Source organism: Pseudomonas sp. AK-TSAG1-1 (assembly GCF_056821665.1).
Window position 1 is genome coordinate 4,465,043 of record NZ_CM165965.1, and the last position, 14,266, is coordinate 4,479,308.

Annotated in this window: 16 protein-coding genes; 4 read left to right on the forward strand and 12 right to left on the reverse strand. The window is 60.1% G+C overall.

Annotated features, from left to right (window positions below):
- Positions 1 to 2 precede the first annotated feature (2 nt).
- The 3 genes from ngg to AC1UK9_RS20050 all read left to right on the forward strand — a co-directional run bounded on the left by ngg (position 3) and on the right by AC1UK9_RS20050 (position 3,496).
- Positions 3 to 1,751, forward strand: a complete 1,749-nt coding sequence (gene ngg, locus AC1UK9_RS20040; RefSeq protein ID WP_473013225.1) for an N-acetylglutaminylglutamine synthetase — start codon at positions 3 to 5, stop codon at positions 1,749 to 1,751.
- Between the two features lie 162 nt (positions 1,752 to 1,913).
- Positions 1,914 to 3,104 (forward strand): osmoprotectant NAGGN system M42 family peptidase, encoded by a 1,191-nt coding sequence (locus tag AC1UK9_RS20045; RefSeq protein WP_025113062.1) that lies wholly within the window; start codon positions 1,914 to 1,916, stop codon positions 3,102 to 3,104.
- A 164-nt stretch (positions 3,105 to 3,268) separates the two neighbouring features.
- Entirely contained in the window at positions 3,269 to 3,496 is a 228-nt protein-coding gene (locus AC1UK9_RS20050; protein WP_003192759.1) for a YheU family protein, read from the forward strand.
- A 5-nt stretch (positions 3,497 to 3,501) separates the two neighbouring features.
- On the opposite strand, the gene csrA is transcribed toward AC1UK9_RS20050, so the two are convergent.
- From csrA to AC1UK9_RS20065, 3 genes are all read right to left on the reverse strand, one after another.
- On the reverse strand, positions 3,502 to 3,687 hold the full coding sequence (gene csrA / locus AC1UK9_RS20055) for a carbon storage regulator CsrA (RefSeq protein ID WP_025113061.1): 186 nt from the start codon (positions 3,685 to 3,687) through the stop codon (positions 3,502 to 3,504).
- A 146-nt stretch (positions 3,688 to 3,833) separates the two neighbouring features.
- The gene (locus AC1UK9_RS20060) at positions 3,834 to 4,166 is read right to left on the reverse strand and encodes a YnfA family protein (protein ID WP_003226957.1); all 333 of its coding nucleotides are present in this window, start codon (positions 4,164 to 4,166) and stop codon (positions 3,834 to 3,836) included.
- Between the two features lie 63 nt (positions 4,167 to 4,229).
- Complete coding sequence (locus tag AC1UK9_RS20065; RefSeq protein WP_025113060.1) at positions 4,230 to 5,045, reverse strand: SDR family oxidoreductase; 816 nt, start codon at positions 5,043 to 5,045, stop codon at positions 4,230 to 4,232.
- 300 nt (positions 5,046 to 5,345) lie between these two features.
- Between AC1UK9_RS20065 and AC1UK9_RS20070 the strand changes: the two genes are divergently transcribed.
- Positions 5,346 to 5,504 (forward strand): DUF3309 family protein, encoded by a 159-nt coding sequence (locus AC1UK9_RS20070; protein WP_169432680.1) that lies wholly within the window; start codon positions 5,346 to 5,348, stop codon positions 5,502 to 5,504.
- A gap of 57 nt (positions 5,505 to 5,561) precedes the next feature.
- Here the strand turns inward: AC1UK9_RS20070 and AC1UK9_RS20075 are convergent, their stop codons facing one another.
- The 9 genes from AC1UK9_RS20075 to AC1UK9_RS20115 form a co-directional block, all read right to left on the reverse strand.
- Positions 5,562 to 7,655, reverse strand: a complete 2,094-nt coding sequence (locus AC1UK9_RS20075) for an LTA synthase family protein (protein WP_482578354.1) — start codon at positions 7,653 to 7,655, stop codon at positions 5,562 to 5,564.
- Between the two features lie 311 nt (positions 7,656 to 7,966).
- Positions 7,967 to 8,572 (reverse strand): START domain-containing protein, encoded by a 606-nt coding sequence (locus AC1UK9_RS20080; protein ID WP_025113058.1) that lies wholly within the window; start codon positions 8,570 to 8,572, stop codon positions 7,967 to 7,969.
- A gap of 41 nt (positions 8,573 to 8,613) precedes the next feature.
- The gene (locus tag AC1UK9_RS20085; RefSeq protein WP_025113057.1) at positions 8,614 to 8,868 is read right to left on the reverse strand and encodes a YkgJ family cysteine cluster protein; all 255 of its coding nucleotides are present in this window, start codon (positions 8,866 to 8,868) and stop codon (positions 8,614 to 8,616) included.
- Between the two features lie 165 nt (positions 8,869 to 9,033).
- Positions 9,034 to 9,528 (reverse strand): translation initiation factor 2, encoded by a 495-nt coding sequence (locus AC1UK9_RS20090; protein ID WP_482578355.1) that lies wholly within the window; start codon positions 9,526 to 9,528, stop codon positions 9,034 to 9,036.
- 78 nt (positions 9,529 to 9,606) lie between these two features.
- Positions 9,607 to 11,046 carry an aminotransferase-like domain-containing protein gene (locus AC1UK9_RS20095; RefSeq protein WP_003226969.1) on the reverse strand — a complete coding sequence of 480 codons (1,440 nt, stop codon included), beginning with the start codon at positions 11,044 to 11,046 and terminating at the stop codon, positions 9,607 to 9,609.
- Between the two features lie 201 nt (positions 11,047 to 11,247).
- Complete coding sequence (locus AC1UK9_RS20100) at positions 11,248 to 12,060, reverse strand: OmpA family protein (protein WP_025113055.1); 813 nt, start codon at positions 12,058 to 12,060, stop codon at positions 11,248 to 11,250.
- Positions 12,057 to 12,413, reverse strand: a complete 357-nt coding sequence (locus AC1UK9_RS20105; protein ID WP_025113054.1) for a DUF4398 domain-containing protein — start codon at positions 12,411 to 12,413, stop codon at positions 12,057 to 12,059. Before AC1UK9_RS20105 ends, AC1UK9_RS20100 begins: the two co-directional genes overlap by 4 nt.
- A 9-nt stretch (positions 12,414 to 12,422) precedes the next feature.
- Positions 12,423 to 13,253 (reverse strand): substrate-binding periplasmic protein, encoded by an 831-nt coding sequence (locus AC1UK9_RS20110; RefSeq protein WP_473013229.1) that lies wholly within the window; start codon positions 13,251 to 13,253, stop codon positions 12,423 to 12,425.
- 81 nt (positions 13,254 to 13,334) lie between these two features.
- Complete coding sequence (locus tag AC1UK9_RS20115) at positions 13,335 to 14,264, reverse strand: electron transfer flavoprotein subunit alpha/FixB family protein (RefSeq protein ID WP_025113052.1); 930 nt, start codon at positions 14,262 to 14,264, stop codon at positions 13,335 to 13,337.
- Positions 14,265 to 14,266 lie beyond the last annotated feature (2 nt).

Consider the following 14,266-nt stretch of genomic DNA (forward strand, 5'->3'; position numbering starts at 1 on the left):
TGATGAAACCTCACGCCACGGCTATCAGCCAACGCCTGCTGCGCGGTCAGACACCGTCGTATGAACGCTTGCAGGCGCGTCTGGCCGAAGACGGCAGCGAACTCGGCGCCGACCCTATCGCCGTGCATTGCGGTTGGGGCCGGCTGCTGATCGGTCACACCTTTCCTGACCCGGCAACGCTGGCGCAGGAACTGCTCAACGAGCAGCCCGGCGAACGTGACATCGCCCTGTACGTCGCCGCGCCGCAACAGATTCTGGGCCTGGAACCGACGCAGCTGTTTCTCGACCCTTCCGACACCCTGCGCCTGTGGTTCAGCGATTACCGCCAAGCCACCCGAGTGTTTCGCGGCTTCCGCATTCGTCGGGCACAGAGCGAAGCGGACTGGCAGGCAATCAATCTGCTGTATCAGGCGCGCGGCATGCTGCCGATCGATGCCACGCGCCTGACCCCGCATCATCAGGGCGGCCCGGTGTACTGGCTGGCCGAAGATGAAGACAGCGGCGCGGTGATCGGCAGCGTCATGGGCCTCAACCACCAGAAAGCCTTCAACGACCCGGAACACGGCAGCAGCCTGTGGTGCCTGGCGGTCGATCCACAGTGTTCGCGCCCAGGTGTCGGCGAAGTGCTGGTGCGACACTTGATCGAGCACTTCATGAGTCGCGGCCTGAGCTATCTGGACCTGTCGGTGCTGCACGACAACCGTCAGGCGAAGAACCTCTATGCCAAGCTCGGTTTTCGCAATCTCTCGACGTTCGCCATCAAGCGCAAGAATGGCATCAATCAGACGCTGTTCCTCGGGCCAGGGCCGGAAGCCAACTTCAACCCTTATGCGCGGATCATCGTCGAAGAAGCGCACCGGCGCGGCATCGATGTGCAAGTGGATGACGCCGATGCAGGGCTGTTCACCCTCAGCCATGGCGGCCGCCGGGTGCGTTGCCGCGAATCCCTGAGCGACCTGACCAGCGCGATCAGCATGAGCCTGTGCCAGGACAAAAGCCTGACCCACAAAGTGCTGAAAGCCGCCGGCCTGAACCTGCCCTCGCAGCAGCTGGCGGGCAATGCCGACGACAACCTGGCGTTTCTCGACGAACATCAGCGGGTAGTGGTAAAGCCGCTCGACGGTGAACAGGGTCAAGGTGTGGCGGTGGATTTGCAGAGCATCGAAGAGGTGCAGCAAGCCATCGAGTCCGCCAAACGTTTTGACAGCCGTGTGCTGCTTGAAAGCTTCCACGAAGGGCTGGACCTGCGGATTCTGGTGATCGGTTTTGAAGTGGTGGCGGCGGCGATTCGCCGTCCCGCTGAAGTCGTCGGCGACGGGCACCATTCGATTGGCGCGCTTATCGAGGCCCAGAGCCGACGCCGGCAAGCCGCCACTGGTGGCGAAAGCAAGATCCCGCTGGATCACGAAACCCAGCGCACCCTGCACGCAGCCGGGTATGACTACAGCAGCATTCTGCCGGCCGGCGAGCACCTGTTCGTGCGTCGCACCGCCAACCTGCACACCGGCGGCACGCTGGAGGATGTCACGGCGATCCTGCATCCGACCCTGGTCGATGCCGCTGTTCGGGCCGCGCGGGCGCTGGACATCCCAATGGTGGGTCTCGATTTGATGGTGCCGGCGGCGGATCAGCCGGAGTACGTGTTTATCGAAGCCAACGAACGCGCGGGCCTGGCCAACCACGAACCGCAGCCCACAGCAGAGCGGTTTGTCGATTTGTTGTTTCCGCACAGTCAGCCGGCTGTTTCTTGATTCCGAGGCGTCTGGACTGACGCCTTCGCGAGCAAGCCCGCTCCCACAGGGTGAACGCATTCCAAATGTGGGAGCGGGCTTGCTCGCGAAGGGGCCGCAACAGACACCCTGAATCACCCCTCATCGAAACCATCGATGCGCCTCAACTCATCAGGAGTTTCCATGACCACACAAATCCCTGAACCGGATCTGAACTACCTGCAAAAAGTCCTGCTGGAAATGCTCGCCATTCCCAGCCCTACCGGGTTCACCGACACCATCGTGCGTTATGTCGCCGAGCGTCTGGAGGAACTCGGCATCCCGTTCGAAATGACCCGTCGCGGCACGATCCGCGCCACCCTGAAGGGCAAGAAAAACAGCCCCGACCGCGCCGTTTCCGCGCACCTGGACACCATCGGCGCCGCCGTGCGTGCAGTGAAGGACAACGGACGCCTGAGCCTGGCCCCGGTCGGCTGCTGGTCGAGCCGGTTTGCCGAGGGCAGCCGGGTCAGCCTGTTCACCGACAACGGCGTGATTCGCGGCAGCGTGCTGCCGCTGATGGCGTCCGGGCACGCGTTCAATACCGCCGTGGACGAGATGCCGATCAGTTGGGACCACGTCGAACTGCGTCTGGATGCCTATTGCGCAACCAGGGCCGATTGCGACTCGTTAGGCATCAGCGTCGGCGACGTGGTGGCCTTCGACCCATTGCCTGAGTTCACCGACAGCGGCCACATCAGCGCTCGCCATCTGGATGACAAGGCCGGCGTCGCGGCGTTGCTCGCCTCGCTCAAAGCCATCGTCGACAGCGGCCAGGAGTTGATGATCGACTGTCACCCGCTGTTCACCATCACCGAAGAAACCGGCAGCGGCGCAGCGGCAGCCTTGCCGTGGGACGTCAGCGAATTCGTCGGCATCGACATTGCGCCGGTCGCCCCGGGCCAGCATTCCAGTGAACACGCGGTCAGTGTGGCAATGCAGGACTCCGGCGGGCCATACGACTATCACCTGTCACGGCATTTGCTGCGCCTGGCCAGTGAACACGAACTGCCGGTGCGCCGTGACCTGTTTCGCTACTACTTCAGCGACGCGCATTCGGCTGTCACCGCCGGGCATGACATCCGCACCGCGCTGCTGGCGTTCGGCTGCGATGCCACCCACGGTTACGAGCGCACGCACATCGACAGCCTCGCGGCACTCAGCCGCCTGCTCGGGGCGTACATCCTGAGCCCGCCGGTGTTCGCCAGCGATGCAGCGCCGGCCAATGCGTCGCTCGATCGCTTCAGTCATCAGATCGAGCATGAGACGCAGATGGAGAGCGATACCCGGGTGCCGTCGGTGGACAGTCTGGTGGGGCAGCGTTCCGACAGTTGATTCCTTGTTGGCTGAACAATCGCCTTCGCGAGCAGGCTCGCTCCCACAGGGGGAACACATCCCGAATGTGGGAGCGAGCCTGTTCGCGAATTGGCATGCCGCAAAAACTGGCAGGTAAAACGTAATCGCCGTAGCATCCCGACATTGATTGAACCGAGGTGCCCATGCTGATTCCCTACGACGCTCTTGAAGTCGACACCCTCACCCGCCTGATCGAGGATTTCGTCACCCGTGACGGCACCGACAACGGTGATGACACACCGCTTGAAACCCGTGTGCTACGCGTGCGCCAGGCGCTGACCAAAGGCCAGGCGCTGATCGTGTTCGATCCGGAAAGCGAGCAATGCCAATTGATGCTCAAACACGATGTGCCCAAGCATCTTTTCGACTGAACATTTCAGCCCGCCTTTTCGCTGGCCTGTTTGCGCTGGATCCGCTCGTACACTTCAGAACGGTGCACATTGACCTTCGGCGGCGCCTCGACACCAAAGCGCACACTGGAGCCGTTGACCGACAGAACGCGCACGGAAATGTCGTCACCGATGGAAATCAACTCGCCTACAACACGGCTGAGTACAAGCATGGAGTTCGTCCTTCAGGGTTAGCCAGCCCTGAAGATGCGCGGTGAGCGCCCGCTCGACAATGCGTGGCGAGCAAATCAGTCTTGCCCTACAGCCTCAAGCGCTGCGCCCGTCAGACATTTCCTGCAAATCGCTAAACAGTCTCGTCTCAAGCAGCGGAAAAGCGCGGCCCGAATAGAATCACGCTGGCCCCGATCACGCACAGTGCCACGCCGATCCAGTCCGACCCCAGCGGGCGCACGCGCTCGACCACTGCCAGCCAACCGATCGATGCCACGATGTAGATCCCGCCATAGGCGGCATAGGCGCGACCGGCGTAAGCCGCTTCGACACGGGTCAACAACAGCGCAAACAGCGTCAGACTGAGCAACGCCGGAATGACCCACAAGGCACTTTTACCTTGGCGCAACCACATGAAAAAAGCGAAACAACCGGCGATTTCAAACAGCGCCGCGAGAAAGAACCACAAGTAATTGAGCATTGATGCGTCTCGACAGGGTGACCATTGCGGCCACCCTAACGACGCAACACCCGGCGGGCAAGTTCAACCATTGCTGGATTTGGCCTTGGCGCGCATTTTATCGGCCATGCTGGTCATTTCGTTGTAGATCAGTTGCGGGTTCTTCTGCTTGATCGCCCAGGCCATGCGCCCTTGTTCGTGCGGCAGGATCATGAACTCGCCAGCGGCCACTTGCTGATAGATGTAATCGGCAATGTCGGCGGCGCTGATCGGCGAACTTTCCAGCAACTTGCCGACCTGCGCTTTCATTGCCGGGGTCGGGCCACGGAACGAATCGAGCAAGTTGGTCTGGAAGAACGAGGGGCAAACCACGTGCACCCCGACTTCCTGCTGCGCCAGTTCCACCAGCAGGCTTTCCGACAACGCCACCACACCGGCCTTGGCCACGTTGTAGTTGCTCATCGCCGGGCCTTGCATCAATGCGGCCATCGAGGCGATGTTGATGATTTTGCCTTTGCTCTGCTCCAGCAGTGGCAGGAACGCCTTGCAGCCCTTGACCACGCCCATCAGGTTGATTGCGATCTGCCAGTCCCAATCCTCCAGCGACAGTTCGCTGAAGAACCCGCCGGACGCCACGCCTGCGTTATTGACGATGACATCGATGCCGCCCAGTTTCACTTCGCAGGCCTGGGCAAACGCGGTGAGCTGGCTGTAATCGCGCACATCGCAGCGTTGGGTGAAACCGTCGCCACCAGCCTCGCGCACCCGCTTCAGGGTCTCCTGCAGGCCAGGCTCGCTGACGTCGGACAAGGCCAGTTGCCAGCCTTCACGCGCCCAGCGCAGCGCGATTTCGCGACCTAAACCTGAACCCGCACCAGTGATCATCATGCGATTTTGCATAGCAGACAGCCTTGTTGTTCCGTAGGAGATGCGCGGAGTGTAGCGAAGGATCCGCGACCACCCACGCTCCATCAGATTGCTGAATGGTGGGGGCAAACCGTGGCGCGTTGGATTCGTTTGAAAAGCCAGAGTTCTGCACTTGCGGGGCGGGAAAAGGAAATAAACCTGCGGACTAAATACATTAAAAAAACTTTGAATTTTCTGTCATTCGCACCGGTCGGAATTTGTAAGCCGTCTGGATTTAGTTAACCTCCAGTCGCCCTTGAATACCAAGACTTCTCGAACACTATCAACAAGGAAATCGACATGGGCACAATTCTTATCATCATCCTGATCCTGTTGCTGATCGGTGGTCTGCCGGTCTTCCCGCACTCCAGAAGTTGGGGTTATGGCCCGTCGGGTATTATCGGCGTGGTATTGGTGGTGCTGTTGGTCTTGCTGTTACTTGGCAGGATATAAAACCCCAAGACAAAAAAAAGAGGCCTTGAGGGCCTCTTTTTTTGTGCAGCGGTTTTATCAGTCCGGCTTGCCGTTGACCACACCGGCGGTGTTGTCCATCAGGCTCTTGGTCGCGGTTTGCAGGAACGCTTCAAGCTTGAGTTTCAGTTCGGCAGTACGCGGTGCGTCCGGAATGACCTCGGCAGAAGGGTTCGCGCCCAGTTGGTACTGATAGATCTTCGGCGCCATTTCCTTCTCTTTCGGCAGCACCAGAATCTGGTCGGCCGTCACGATGGCGGTGGTCTGCTCGCTGCCCGACGGCTTGATCACACCGAAACCGGTGTCGCCTGCCGGCAGGTTGAGCAGGTCACGGCCCCAGCACTGGTGGCGTACTTCGCCGCCCAGACGGCCCATGATGGTCGGAACGATGTCGATCTGGGTGCCCACGGTGTGGTCACGCGTACCGAACTTCTCCTGGATGCCCGGTGCAATCATCAGCATCGGCACGTTGAAGCGGCCCAGGTCCATTTCGGTGATCTGACGCTCGTTGCCGAAACCGTGGTCGCCGACGATCACGAACAGGGTTTCCTTGAAGTACGGCTCTTTACGCGCCTTCTCGAAGAACTGACCCAGTGCCCAGTCGGCGTAACGCATGGCGGTCAGGTGTTCGTTGAGCGTGCCGCGATCGGTCACGCGCTCGACCGGCAACGGCGTCGGCAAGGCGTACGGCGTGTGGTTGGACAGGGTTTGCAGCAGCGCGTAGAACGGCTTGCCGTTTTCCCGCGCCTTCAGCTCCACCAGACCACGGTCGAACATGTCCTGGTCGGACACACCCCAGGTCGGATCGGAGAACACCGGGTTGACGAAGTCGTTACGGCCAACGAAGTTGGTCATGCCCTGGTTGCTGAAGAAGCCCGACTGGTTGTCCCAGGCGAAGTCACCGTTGTAGACGTAGACGTCGTCATACTTGCGCGCACTGAGCAGCTGCGGCAGGCCGGAGAGCTTGTGGCTACCTTCCGGGGTCTGCATCAGGTATTCGAAGCCCGGCAGGTTCGGGAAGCACGCCATGGTCGCGAACATGCCCTGGTGGGTATGCGTGCCGTTGGAGAAGAAGCGGTCGAACAACAGGCCTTCCTTCGACAGTTTGTCGAGGTACGGCGTGATGTTGCCCGGCGCGCCCAGGGCGCCCACCGAGTGACCGGCCATGCTTTCCATCAGGATCACGACCACGTTCTTGATCGGCAGGGTCTTGTCGGCCGGTGGCGTGTAATCACGACGCACGGCAGCAATGTCGGCATCGACCAGTTTGTCGTCCGGCATCACCAGCATCTCGCGCACGACTTTCTGTGCCTGTTCCTGCGGCAGTGTGGCTTTCCAGATGTTGTTGCGATCCTCGCCCATGCGGTCTTTGGCGGCCGCGATCAGCGACAGCGTACCGTTGAGGCCGAGCTGGTTGGCGAAGTTCGATTCGGTGGTGTACACGTCACCCCAGCGCAGCGGCGGGCCCTGACGCAGGGTGCCACGGGCAGCCACGACGCAGATCAGCAGGCAGACCACGAACACCGCCAGGCGGGTGTACCACGGCGCCACCTGACGGGTGCCGACGTTGCCGCCGCTGAACGGTCCGCGTGGCCGGGTCGCACGGTCGGCGCCCTTGAAGGCCAGCGTCAGAATCACCGTGCCGACGACCCATGCCAACAGGTAGCGCACCACCGGGAAACCGTACCAGAGCATGCTCATCACGGTTTTCGGGTCTTCCTTCACGTACTGGAATACCAGGCCGTTGAGACGCTGGTGGAACTCACGGTAGAAGTCCATCTCCATCAGGCCGAGGAACAGCGCGATGCTGGATGCAACGGTCAGCCACAGACGGAAGAAACCACGCGCCGCCATCGCCCGGGCACTGAACAGTGCCAGCAGCAGCGGAACGCAGACGTAGACCACCAGGCGCAGGTCGAAACGCAGGCCGTTGGCGAAGGCTTCGAGGAAAGTCGAAGCCGGGGTATCGAGGATCATCTCGCGGTTGTAGACCAGCAGCGCGAGGCGCAGCACGGAAAACATCACCATCATGACCAGGGCACACAGCAGTGTGTAGGCCAGATGCGATTTGACGGTCGGTTGCAGCAGGCGAGTGGAAGATCGCTGCTGATTCAGGGCGTCCGGGTTTGCCATGTCGTTTTAGGACCCATTGGAAGTTGAAGTTGCAAAATACAGCGGCGCCATGCCCTCTATTGGCCAATCCAGGCCCCGGGGCGTGCGCGGTGCGCAAATGTTGCACGATCAACGGCAGCATTGCCATTGATTAGTGCCCCACTGCCCGACTCTTTCACACAGGCAGCCGCAGGGGGACGACGTGAATTGCGCGGGCGAATTGTCTGGAACACTTTGTGAAAATTTCGTGCAACGCATATCTGGAAACACAATATAACGACAAAACAAAAACGCCCCGAATCGATCGGGGCGTTTTGCGTTAAGCGCGCGGATTACTTCTCGGCGCGTTCTTTCAGTGCTTTAAGGGTGTTGAACGGCGCATCGACCACGAACTTGTTGGCAATCATGCTCGGCACGCTGCCACCTGGCTCGGTGTGCACTTGATAGGTCACTTCGACCTGATCGCCTTTGGGCACGAACTTCCAGAAACCTTTGACCTGGGCGACACGGACAAAGCCTTTCTCTTCAGGAATGTACTTCGGCACACCTTCGAGATTGCGGGTCAGGCTGCCATCGGCACCTTCAACGGTGGTGACGTGCAGCACCGAATCACGCGGAGTCACTGGCCATGGCGTATTGAACTGGGTGTAGGTCCAGCTCTGATCGCCTTCGTGCTTGAGCAGTTTCTGGGTCTTGCACTCGTGAATCCAGGCGCAAGCTCCGGACACGTCTTCCTGCAAGGCACGTAGTTTGGCAACGGTGGTCTTCATCAGGGCAACACCCTGATAGGACTTGTAATCGGAACCCGGCACTTCGGCCAGTGAGACCTTGATCCCGTCCTGTTCCTTGGCGACCTTCCAGTCCTCGGCCTGAGCAACCGAAGTAGCCAGCACGGCCGTCAAACCACACAACACAGCGATACGATGCAGCGAACCCATAGTCTTATTCCTTATTGTTGAAGTTCCGTTCGTTTGACACATCACGCCGCTGTCATCTGCTCCCACCAGCCGATCAGTTTGATCGCTTCTTCCGAGCTGCTGCCACAGACTTCGACATCAGCTGCGAAGCCAGAACAGACCGCCGGACGCTCCGGTTGGCCGAAAATGCTGCACAGGTTTTCGACCGACAGCTGCACGCAACGTTCGCCGGCGGGTTTGCCATCGGGCATGCCCGGGATGGCAGAACTGATGGAAGGGGCAATACAGCAAGCGCCACAGCCTTCACGGCATTTCATGACGAGCAAGTCCTCGCGACGGGCAATGTGTTAAAGAGACACGGACAGAGTAACCGCTAAAACGGTTGTTTCAAATTCCCTGAACCGGGGTTTTTACCGATAACTGAATGTGACTGACCAGTCTCCGACAAAGCGTCTGGTCTGCGGGTCACGGATCGATTGAAATTACTGCTTGAACTCGAAATCGAGGGCGGCGCCTTCGACTTCGCGACGTTCTTCGTTGCGCAGCTGCAACTGCATTTCGTTGCTCAGCAGGCGTCCATTAAGCTGGAAGCCGCTGTTCTTCTCACCAAACATCTGCGGCAGGATCGCGTCGTGTTTGGGCATCGGCACGGTACCGGCCGGTTTCAGTTGCTGGACCATGTCCTTGGGCAGGCTCAAATCCAGTTTGGCCGGCGGCAGTTTGGTTTTCACCACCTCACTGGCCGGTTTCGACTTGGAAGCGACCGGAGGCCGTTTCTTCACCGTGGCGGCTTTCTTCTGCCGGGCCTTTTTATCCTGAGCCTTTTTATCGGCAACGGCTTTTTTGCTGGCGACCGCTTTGCTCGTCGAGGCGGACGCTGCCGGTTTCTCCTGAACGGCGGCGGCCATGACACCGGGCACGTGGCCCATCGTCAACACACAAAGCAAAACCCAGGCGGCAGGAAAAATCGCTTTCATGAACCCAACAACACTAACGGCAGAGGGCCATATGCTCGCTTGTTGGGCGTCACAAGACAAGCACGACGCAGCGCTTGTTCAGAATCCGCCAGCAGTTTCCTGACACAGTTGCGTCGCCAGCAAACCGAGGGTCATCAGCGCCCTCTCCGCCTCGCGATTCCACGGCGTGCCGCAATTGAGGCGGATACAGTGGTTGAACTGCTCGGTATTACTGAAGATCAGTCCCGGCGCGATGCTGATGCCTTGTTGCAATGCGCGGACATGCAACTCCTGGGTATTGACCCTCCCCGGCAAGCTCACCCAGAGGATGAAACCGCCCGTGGGCCGGGTCATTTGCGTGCCTTCAGGGAAGTACTGCTGCACCGCCAGCTGGAAGGCGCTGAGGTTTTTCCGGTATTCCTGGCGGATGTACCGTAAATGCCGGTCATAACCGCCATTTTCCAGATAAGCGGCAATCGCCATTTGCGTGACGCTGCACGCCGAATGCGTGGTGAACGTCTGCAGGCGCTGGATTTCCTGCTGATACTTGCCGGCAATCATCCAGCCGACACGCACTCCCGGCGACAAGGTTTTGGAGAAGCTCGAGCAGTAGATCACCCGGTCGAGCCGGTCGTAGGCTTTCAGGGCTTTGGTGCGCCCCTGCTCGAACATCAACTCGCCATAGATGTCGTCTTCGACAATCTGGATATCGAAGTCCGAGGCCAGGCGCAGCAACTGTTTCTGCCGCTCTTCGGGCATGGTGCCGCCCAGGGGATTGCTCAGGCGGGTCGTCAGCACCAGGGCCTTGATCGACCATTGGTTGGCCGCCAGTTGCAAGGCTTCGAGGCTCATGCCGGTGGCTGGGTCGCTGGGGATCTCGATCACTTTCAGGCCCAACAGGTCGGCCAGTTGCAGCAAGCCGTAGTAGGTCGGCGATTCGGCGGCGATCAGGTCGCCCGGACGGGTCAGCACGCGCAATGACATCTGCAGCGCATCGACGCAACCGTGGGTGATCACCACTTCTGACGGGTCGACCACGACGCCGGCGTCGCGCATGCGGATCGCCACTTGCCGGCGCAGCGGTTCGAAACCCGGGCTGAACATATAGCTGAATGCCCGAGGGCTATGGAAACGCGTGACTTTCGCCAATTGTTGATGCAATGCACGCACCGGCAAATAGTCGACGCTCGGCACCGCCGCGCCCAAAGGGAACACCCCTTCACGACGCGATTCGACCAACACTTGCTGAATGATGCTGGCGCGCGTGACCAGTCCCGGCCGTTCGACCCGGGCAATGTCCGGCGTCGGTGCCGTCAGCGCCGGAGTCTGGTGCACGTAGTACCCGGACTGCGGCCGCGCGCGAATCAGACCCTGATCCTCGAGATTGGCGTAAGCCTGCAACACCGTCGCATGGCTGACATTGAGCTGCGAACTCATCTTGCGCACCGACGGTACGCGTTCCCCGGGTTGATAGACGCCACGGCGGATGTCTTCAGCCAGTTGTTGAGCAATACGCTGGTAGAGCAAGAGATTGGTCATGACGCAGCACTCGATTTCACGGGCATTTTATTCTTGTGTGAAACAATACCGGAACAGTTTAGAAGTGTACTGGGACAGTTGTCACCATAGTCGACCATACAGTGCAGTGTCAGCTGCAACTGTATGGAATTGAGCGCTATTCGACAGACGTAAAAAAGCCCGGCGCTGCATGACAGCCCGGGCTTTCCAGAGACGCAGCCCTCAGCGGGCGGCGCCGAGCTGGCCTTTTTCGTCGGAGAACACAATTTCCACCCGACGGTTCTGTGCCCGCCCGCGCTCGGAAGCGTTGGCGTCCACCGGGTACTCGTCGCCGTAACCTTCAACCTGAATCCGTTTGTCTTCGATGCCCAGGTCCATCAGCACATCGGCCACCGCTTGTGCACGATCACGCGACAGCTTGAGATTGTCCTGCTTGCCGCCGGTGCTGTCGGTGTAGCCCTCGATACGCACCACGCGTTTCGGGTTGAGCTGCAGGAACTGCACGATCTTCAACACCACGCGGTTGGCCGAGTTCTTCAGCTCCGCTTCGCCAGTGTCGAACAGCACATCGCCGAGGGTCATGACCAGACCGCGATCGGTTTGCGTGGTGGCCAGCGCGACGATCTGTTCTTCGAGCCACTTGCCCTGCTGCTGCACGCTCAGCAATTTGGACTCGCGCAGAGCCAGTTGCAGGCGCTGACGCTCCAATTCGAGCTTCGCCGCACGCTCTTCGTTGAGCACCAGATTGGTGTGCTCGCGGGCGATTTCGCTGTAGCGCTGGCTCAGGTAAGCGTAATGCGCAACGTCCCAGCCGCTGCCCCAATAGGTCGACAGCCGATCGGCCCGGGCCAGCGACTCACCCGCGCGGATCACGTCTTTCGGCGCGATGCGCAGCACGTTGGAGTCTTCCTTGACCTTCTGGAAATCACTGCTGGCCTGCTGCAAGGCGGCTTCGCTGTGTTGACCGGCGCAACCGTAGAGGCTCGCGCAACCAGCCAGAATCAGGCCGCCGAGGGCTTTTGACTTGAGGCTCATTGGGCATCTCCCAGTTGCTTGCGCAGACGGATGATGCGGGTGTTCAGCACATTCAATTGCTCTTCGCTCTTTTGCGTCAGCACTTTGGCTTCGGCCAGACGTGCGTCCAGCTCGGCCTGCTCGGAACGCATGCGCGCGTTCTTGTACGACTCGTCGGCCATGTTGCCCTTGGCCCGATTGAACTTGTCTTCGGCCAGTTTCATTTCCGGCATTTCATCGGCGGTCGCACCCACGGCCTTGGCCTGGGCGATGGCCTGCTCGGTCAGACGCATTTGCTCATTGGGTGCCGGGTCGTTGGCGCAGCCGGCCAGGGCCAGAACGGCCATGGCCGCGAAAAGAGGTCGAATACTCACTAAGAATCCCTACTGTTTTGGGGCACTGACAGATGGCTGCGGCTGTTGTTGCTGCGCTTTCCAGCGCTCGATGTTGCGTTGCAGTGCGGCTTCGGTCAGTCCGGACGCGGGCAATTCTGTCATCTTTTTAGCGAGCTGTCCGCGCAACCACGGATCGTTGCAGGCGGAGTTGTGCGAAACCGCGAGGAACAGCCCCGGTCGATCGATCGGTTGCTCGAAGGCGAGCAGATCATTGGCCATGCCCAACGCCTGCGCGGCAGCCATGCCCGAGTAACGCCCGGCGAGTACATATTCCACCTCACCCAAGAGCAGTTTCTGAAAGGCCTGAGTGATGTTTGCCGTCCGCGTCAGGGTCAGATTCTGCTCGGCGAAAGTGCCAAACTCCTGGGTCATTCGAGACTTTTCCGACAACCCGCCGGTGTGCCCGTGCAAGTCTTTGGCTTCGCTGTAGGCCAGCGTCGAGCCTTTGCGCGTCCACACCAAATAGTCGTTTTCCAGCAATGGCGGATAGATGTAGTCGAGGTTTTCCAGCTCGTTGAACATCAGTGGCGTGTCGGCCAGCATGTCCATGCGCCCGCTGCGCACCTCATCGAGGGCCTGCGCGCGTTTGCCGGCGTAAAGCAATTCGACCTTGATGCCGAGATCCTTGGCCACTTGCTGCAGCAGGTCGGCACTGGCACCGATCAGCTGTTTGGGGTTCTGCGGGTCTTGCCACAGGTACGGCGGCGCGTCCGGGCTACCGGTGACGATGAGTCGCTCGCATTTACCGGCGGCCAAGGACAGTCCCGGCAACAGGGCCAGGCTCAACAACGAGCAATGCAACCGGCGGCGCAGATCCATGGCAAAACACTCCCCACTCAAATCCCAAACAAAAAAAAGCCCGACCATAAGGCCGGGCTCTTTATAAGTGAAGCCGCCGGATTAGACCAGCTTCTCCAGCTCAGGAACTGCTTCGAACAGATCCGCCACCAGGCCGTAATCGGCCACCTGGAAGATCGGCGCTTCTTCGTCCTTGTTGATCGCAACGATCACTTTGGAATCTTTCATGCCGGCCAGGTGCTGGATCGCGCCGGAGATACCGACGGCGATGTACAGCTGTGGTGCAACGATCTTGCCGGTCTGACCGACCTGCATGTCGTTCGGTACAAAACCTGCATCGACCGCGGCGCGCGAAGCACCAACGGCAGCGCCCAGCTTGTCGGCCAGGGCGTACAGGTGTTTGAAGTTGTCGCCGTTCTGCATGCCGCGGCCGCCGGAAACGACGATCTTGGCAGCGGTCAGCTCAGGACGATCGGACTTGGCCAGCTCTTCGCTGACGAAGCTCGAGGTGCCGGCGTTGTGCGCAGCAGCAACGACTTCAACAGCGGCCGAACCACCTTCAGCGGCAACCGGATCGAAACCGGTGGCACGTACGGTGATCACCTTGATTGGAGCGGTCGACTGCACGGTAGCAATGGCGTTACCGGCGTAGATCGGGCGCTTGAAGGTATCAGCGCTTTCCACCGAGATGATCTCGGAGATCTGGTCAACGTCCAGTGCAGCGGCTACGCGCGGCAGGATGTTTTTGCCGTTGGACGTGGCGGCAGCCAGGATGTGGCTGTAACCCTTGCCCAGCTCAGCAACCAGCGGAGCGACGTTTTCCGGCAACTGATGCGCGTATGCGGCATTGTCAGCGTTCAGGACTTTGCTCACACCTGCGATTTTCGCAGCGGCTTCAGCCACGGCGCCAGCGCCTTGGCCGGCAACCAGCACGTGAATGTCGCCGCCGATTTTGGCAGCAGCAGCCACGGTGTTCAGTGTGGCCGGGGCCAGCACTTTGTTGTCGTGTTCAGCGATTACCAAGATAGTCATGA

Coding starts and splice junctions, on each gene's coding strand:
- ngg (WP_473013225.1), top strand. CDS start 3: ATGAAACCTCACGCCACGGCTATCAGCCAACGCCTGCTGCGCGGTCAG.
- AC1UK9_RS20045 (WP_025113062.1), top strand. CDS start 1,914: ATGACCACACAAATCCCTGAACCGGATCTGAACTACCTGCAAAAAGTC.
- AC1UK9_RS20050 (WP_003192759.1), top strand. CDS start 3,269: ATGCTGATTCCCTACGACGCTCTTGAAGTCGACACCCTCACCCGCCTG.
- csrA (WP_025113061.1), bottom strand. CDS start 3,687: ATGCTTGTACTCAGCCGTGTTGTAGGCGAGTTGATTTCCATCGGTGAC.
- AC1UK9_RS20060 (WP_003226957.1), bottom strand. CDS start 4,166: ATGCTCAATTACTTGTGGTTCTTTCTCGCGGCGCTGTTTGAAATCGCC.
- AC1UK9_RS20065 (WP_025113060.1), bottom strand. CDS start 5,045: ATGCAAAATCGCATGATGATCACTGGTGCGGGTTCAGGTTTAGGTCGC.
- AC1UK9_RS20075 (WP_482578354.1), bottom strand. CDS start 7,655: ATGGCAAACCCGGACGCCCTGAATCAGCAGCGATCTTCCACTCGCCTG.
- AC1UK9_RS20080 (WP_025113058.1), bottom strand. CDS start 8,572: ATGGGTTCGCTGCATCGTATCGCTGTGTTGTGTGGTTTGACGGCCGTG.
- AC1UK9_RS20085 (WP_025113057.1), bottom strand. CDS start 8,868: ATGAAATGCCGTGAAGGCTGTGGCGCTTGCTGTATTGCCCCTTCCATC.
- AC1UK9_RS20090 (WP_482578355.1), bottom strand. CDS start 9,528: ATGAAAGCGATTTTTCCTGCCGCCTGGGTTTTGCTTTGTGTGTTGACG.
- AC1UK9_RS20095 (WP_003226969.1), bottom strand. CDS start 11,046: ATGACCAATCTCTTGCTCTACCAGCGTATTGCTCAACAACTGGCTGAA.
- AC1UK9_RS20100 (WP_025113055.1), bottom strand. CDS start 12,060: ATGAGCCTCAAGTCAAAAGCCCTCGGCGGCCTGATTCTGGCTGGTTGC.
- AC1UK9_RS20110 (WP_473013229.1), bottom strand. CDS start 13,253: ATGGATCTGCGCCGCCGGTTGCATTGCTCGTTGTTGAGCCTGGCCCTG.
- AC1UK9_RS20115 (WP_025113052.1), bottom strand. CDS start 14,264: ATGACTATCTTGGTAATCGCTGAACACGACAACAAAGTGCTGGCCCCG.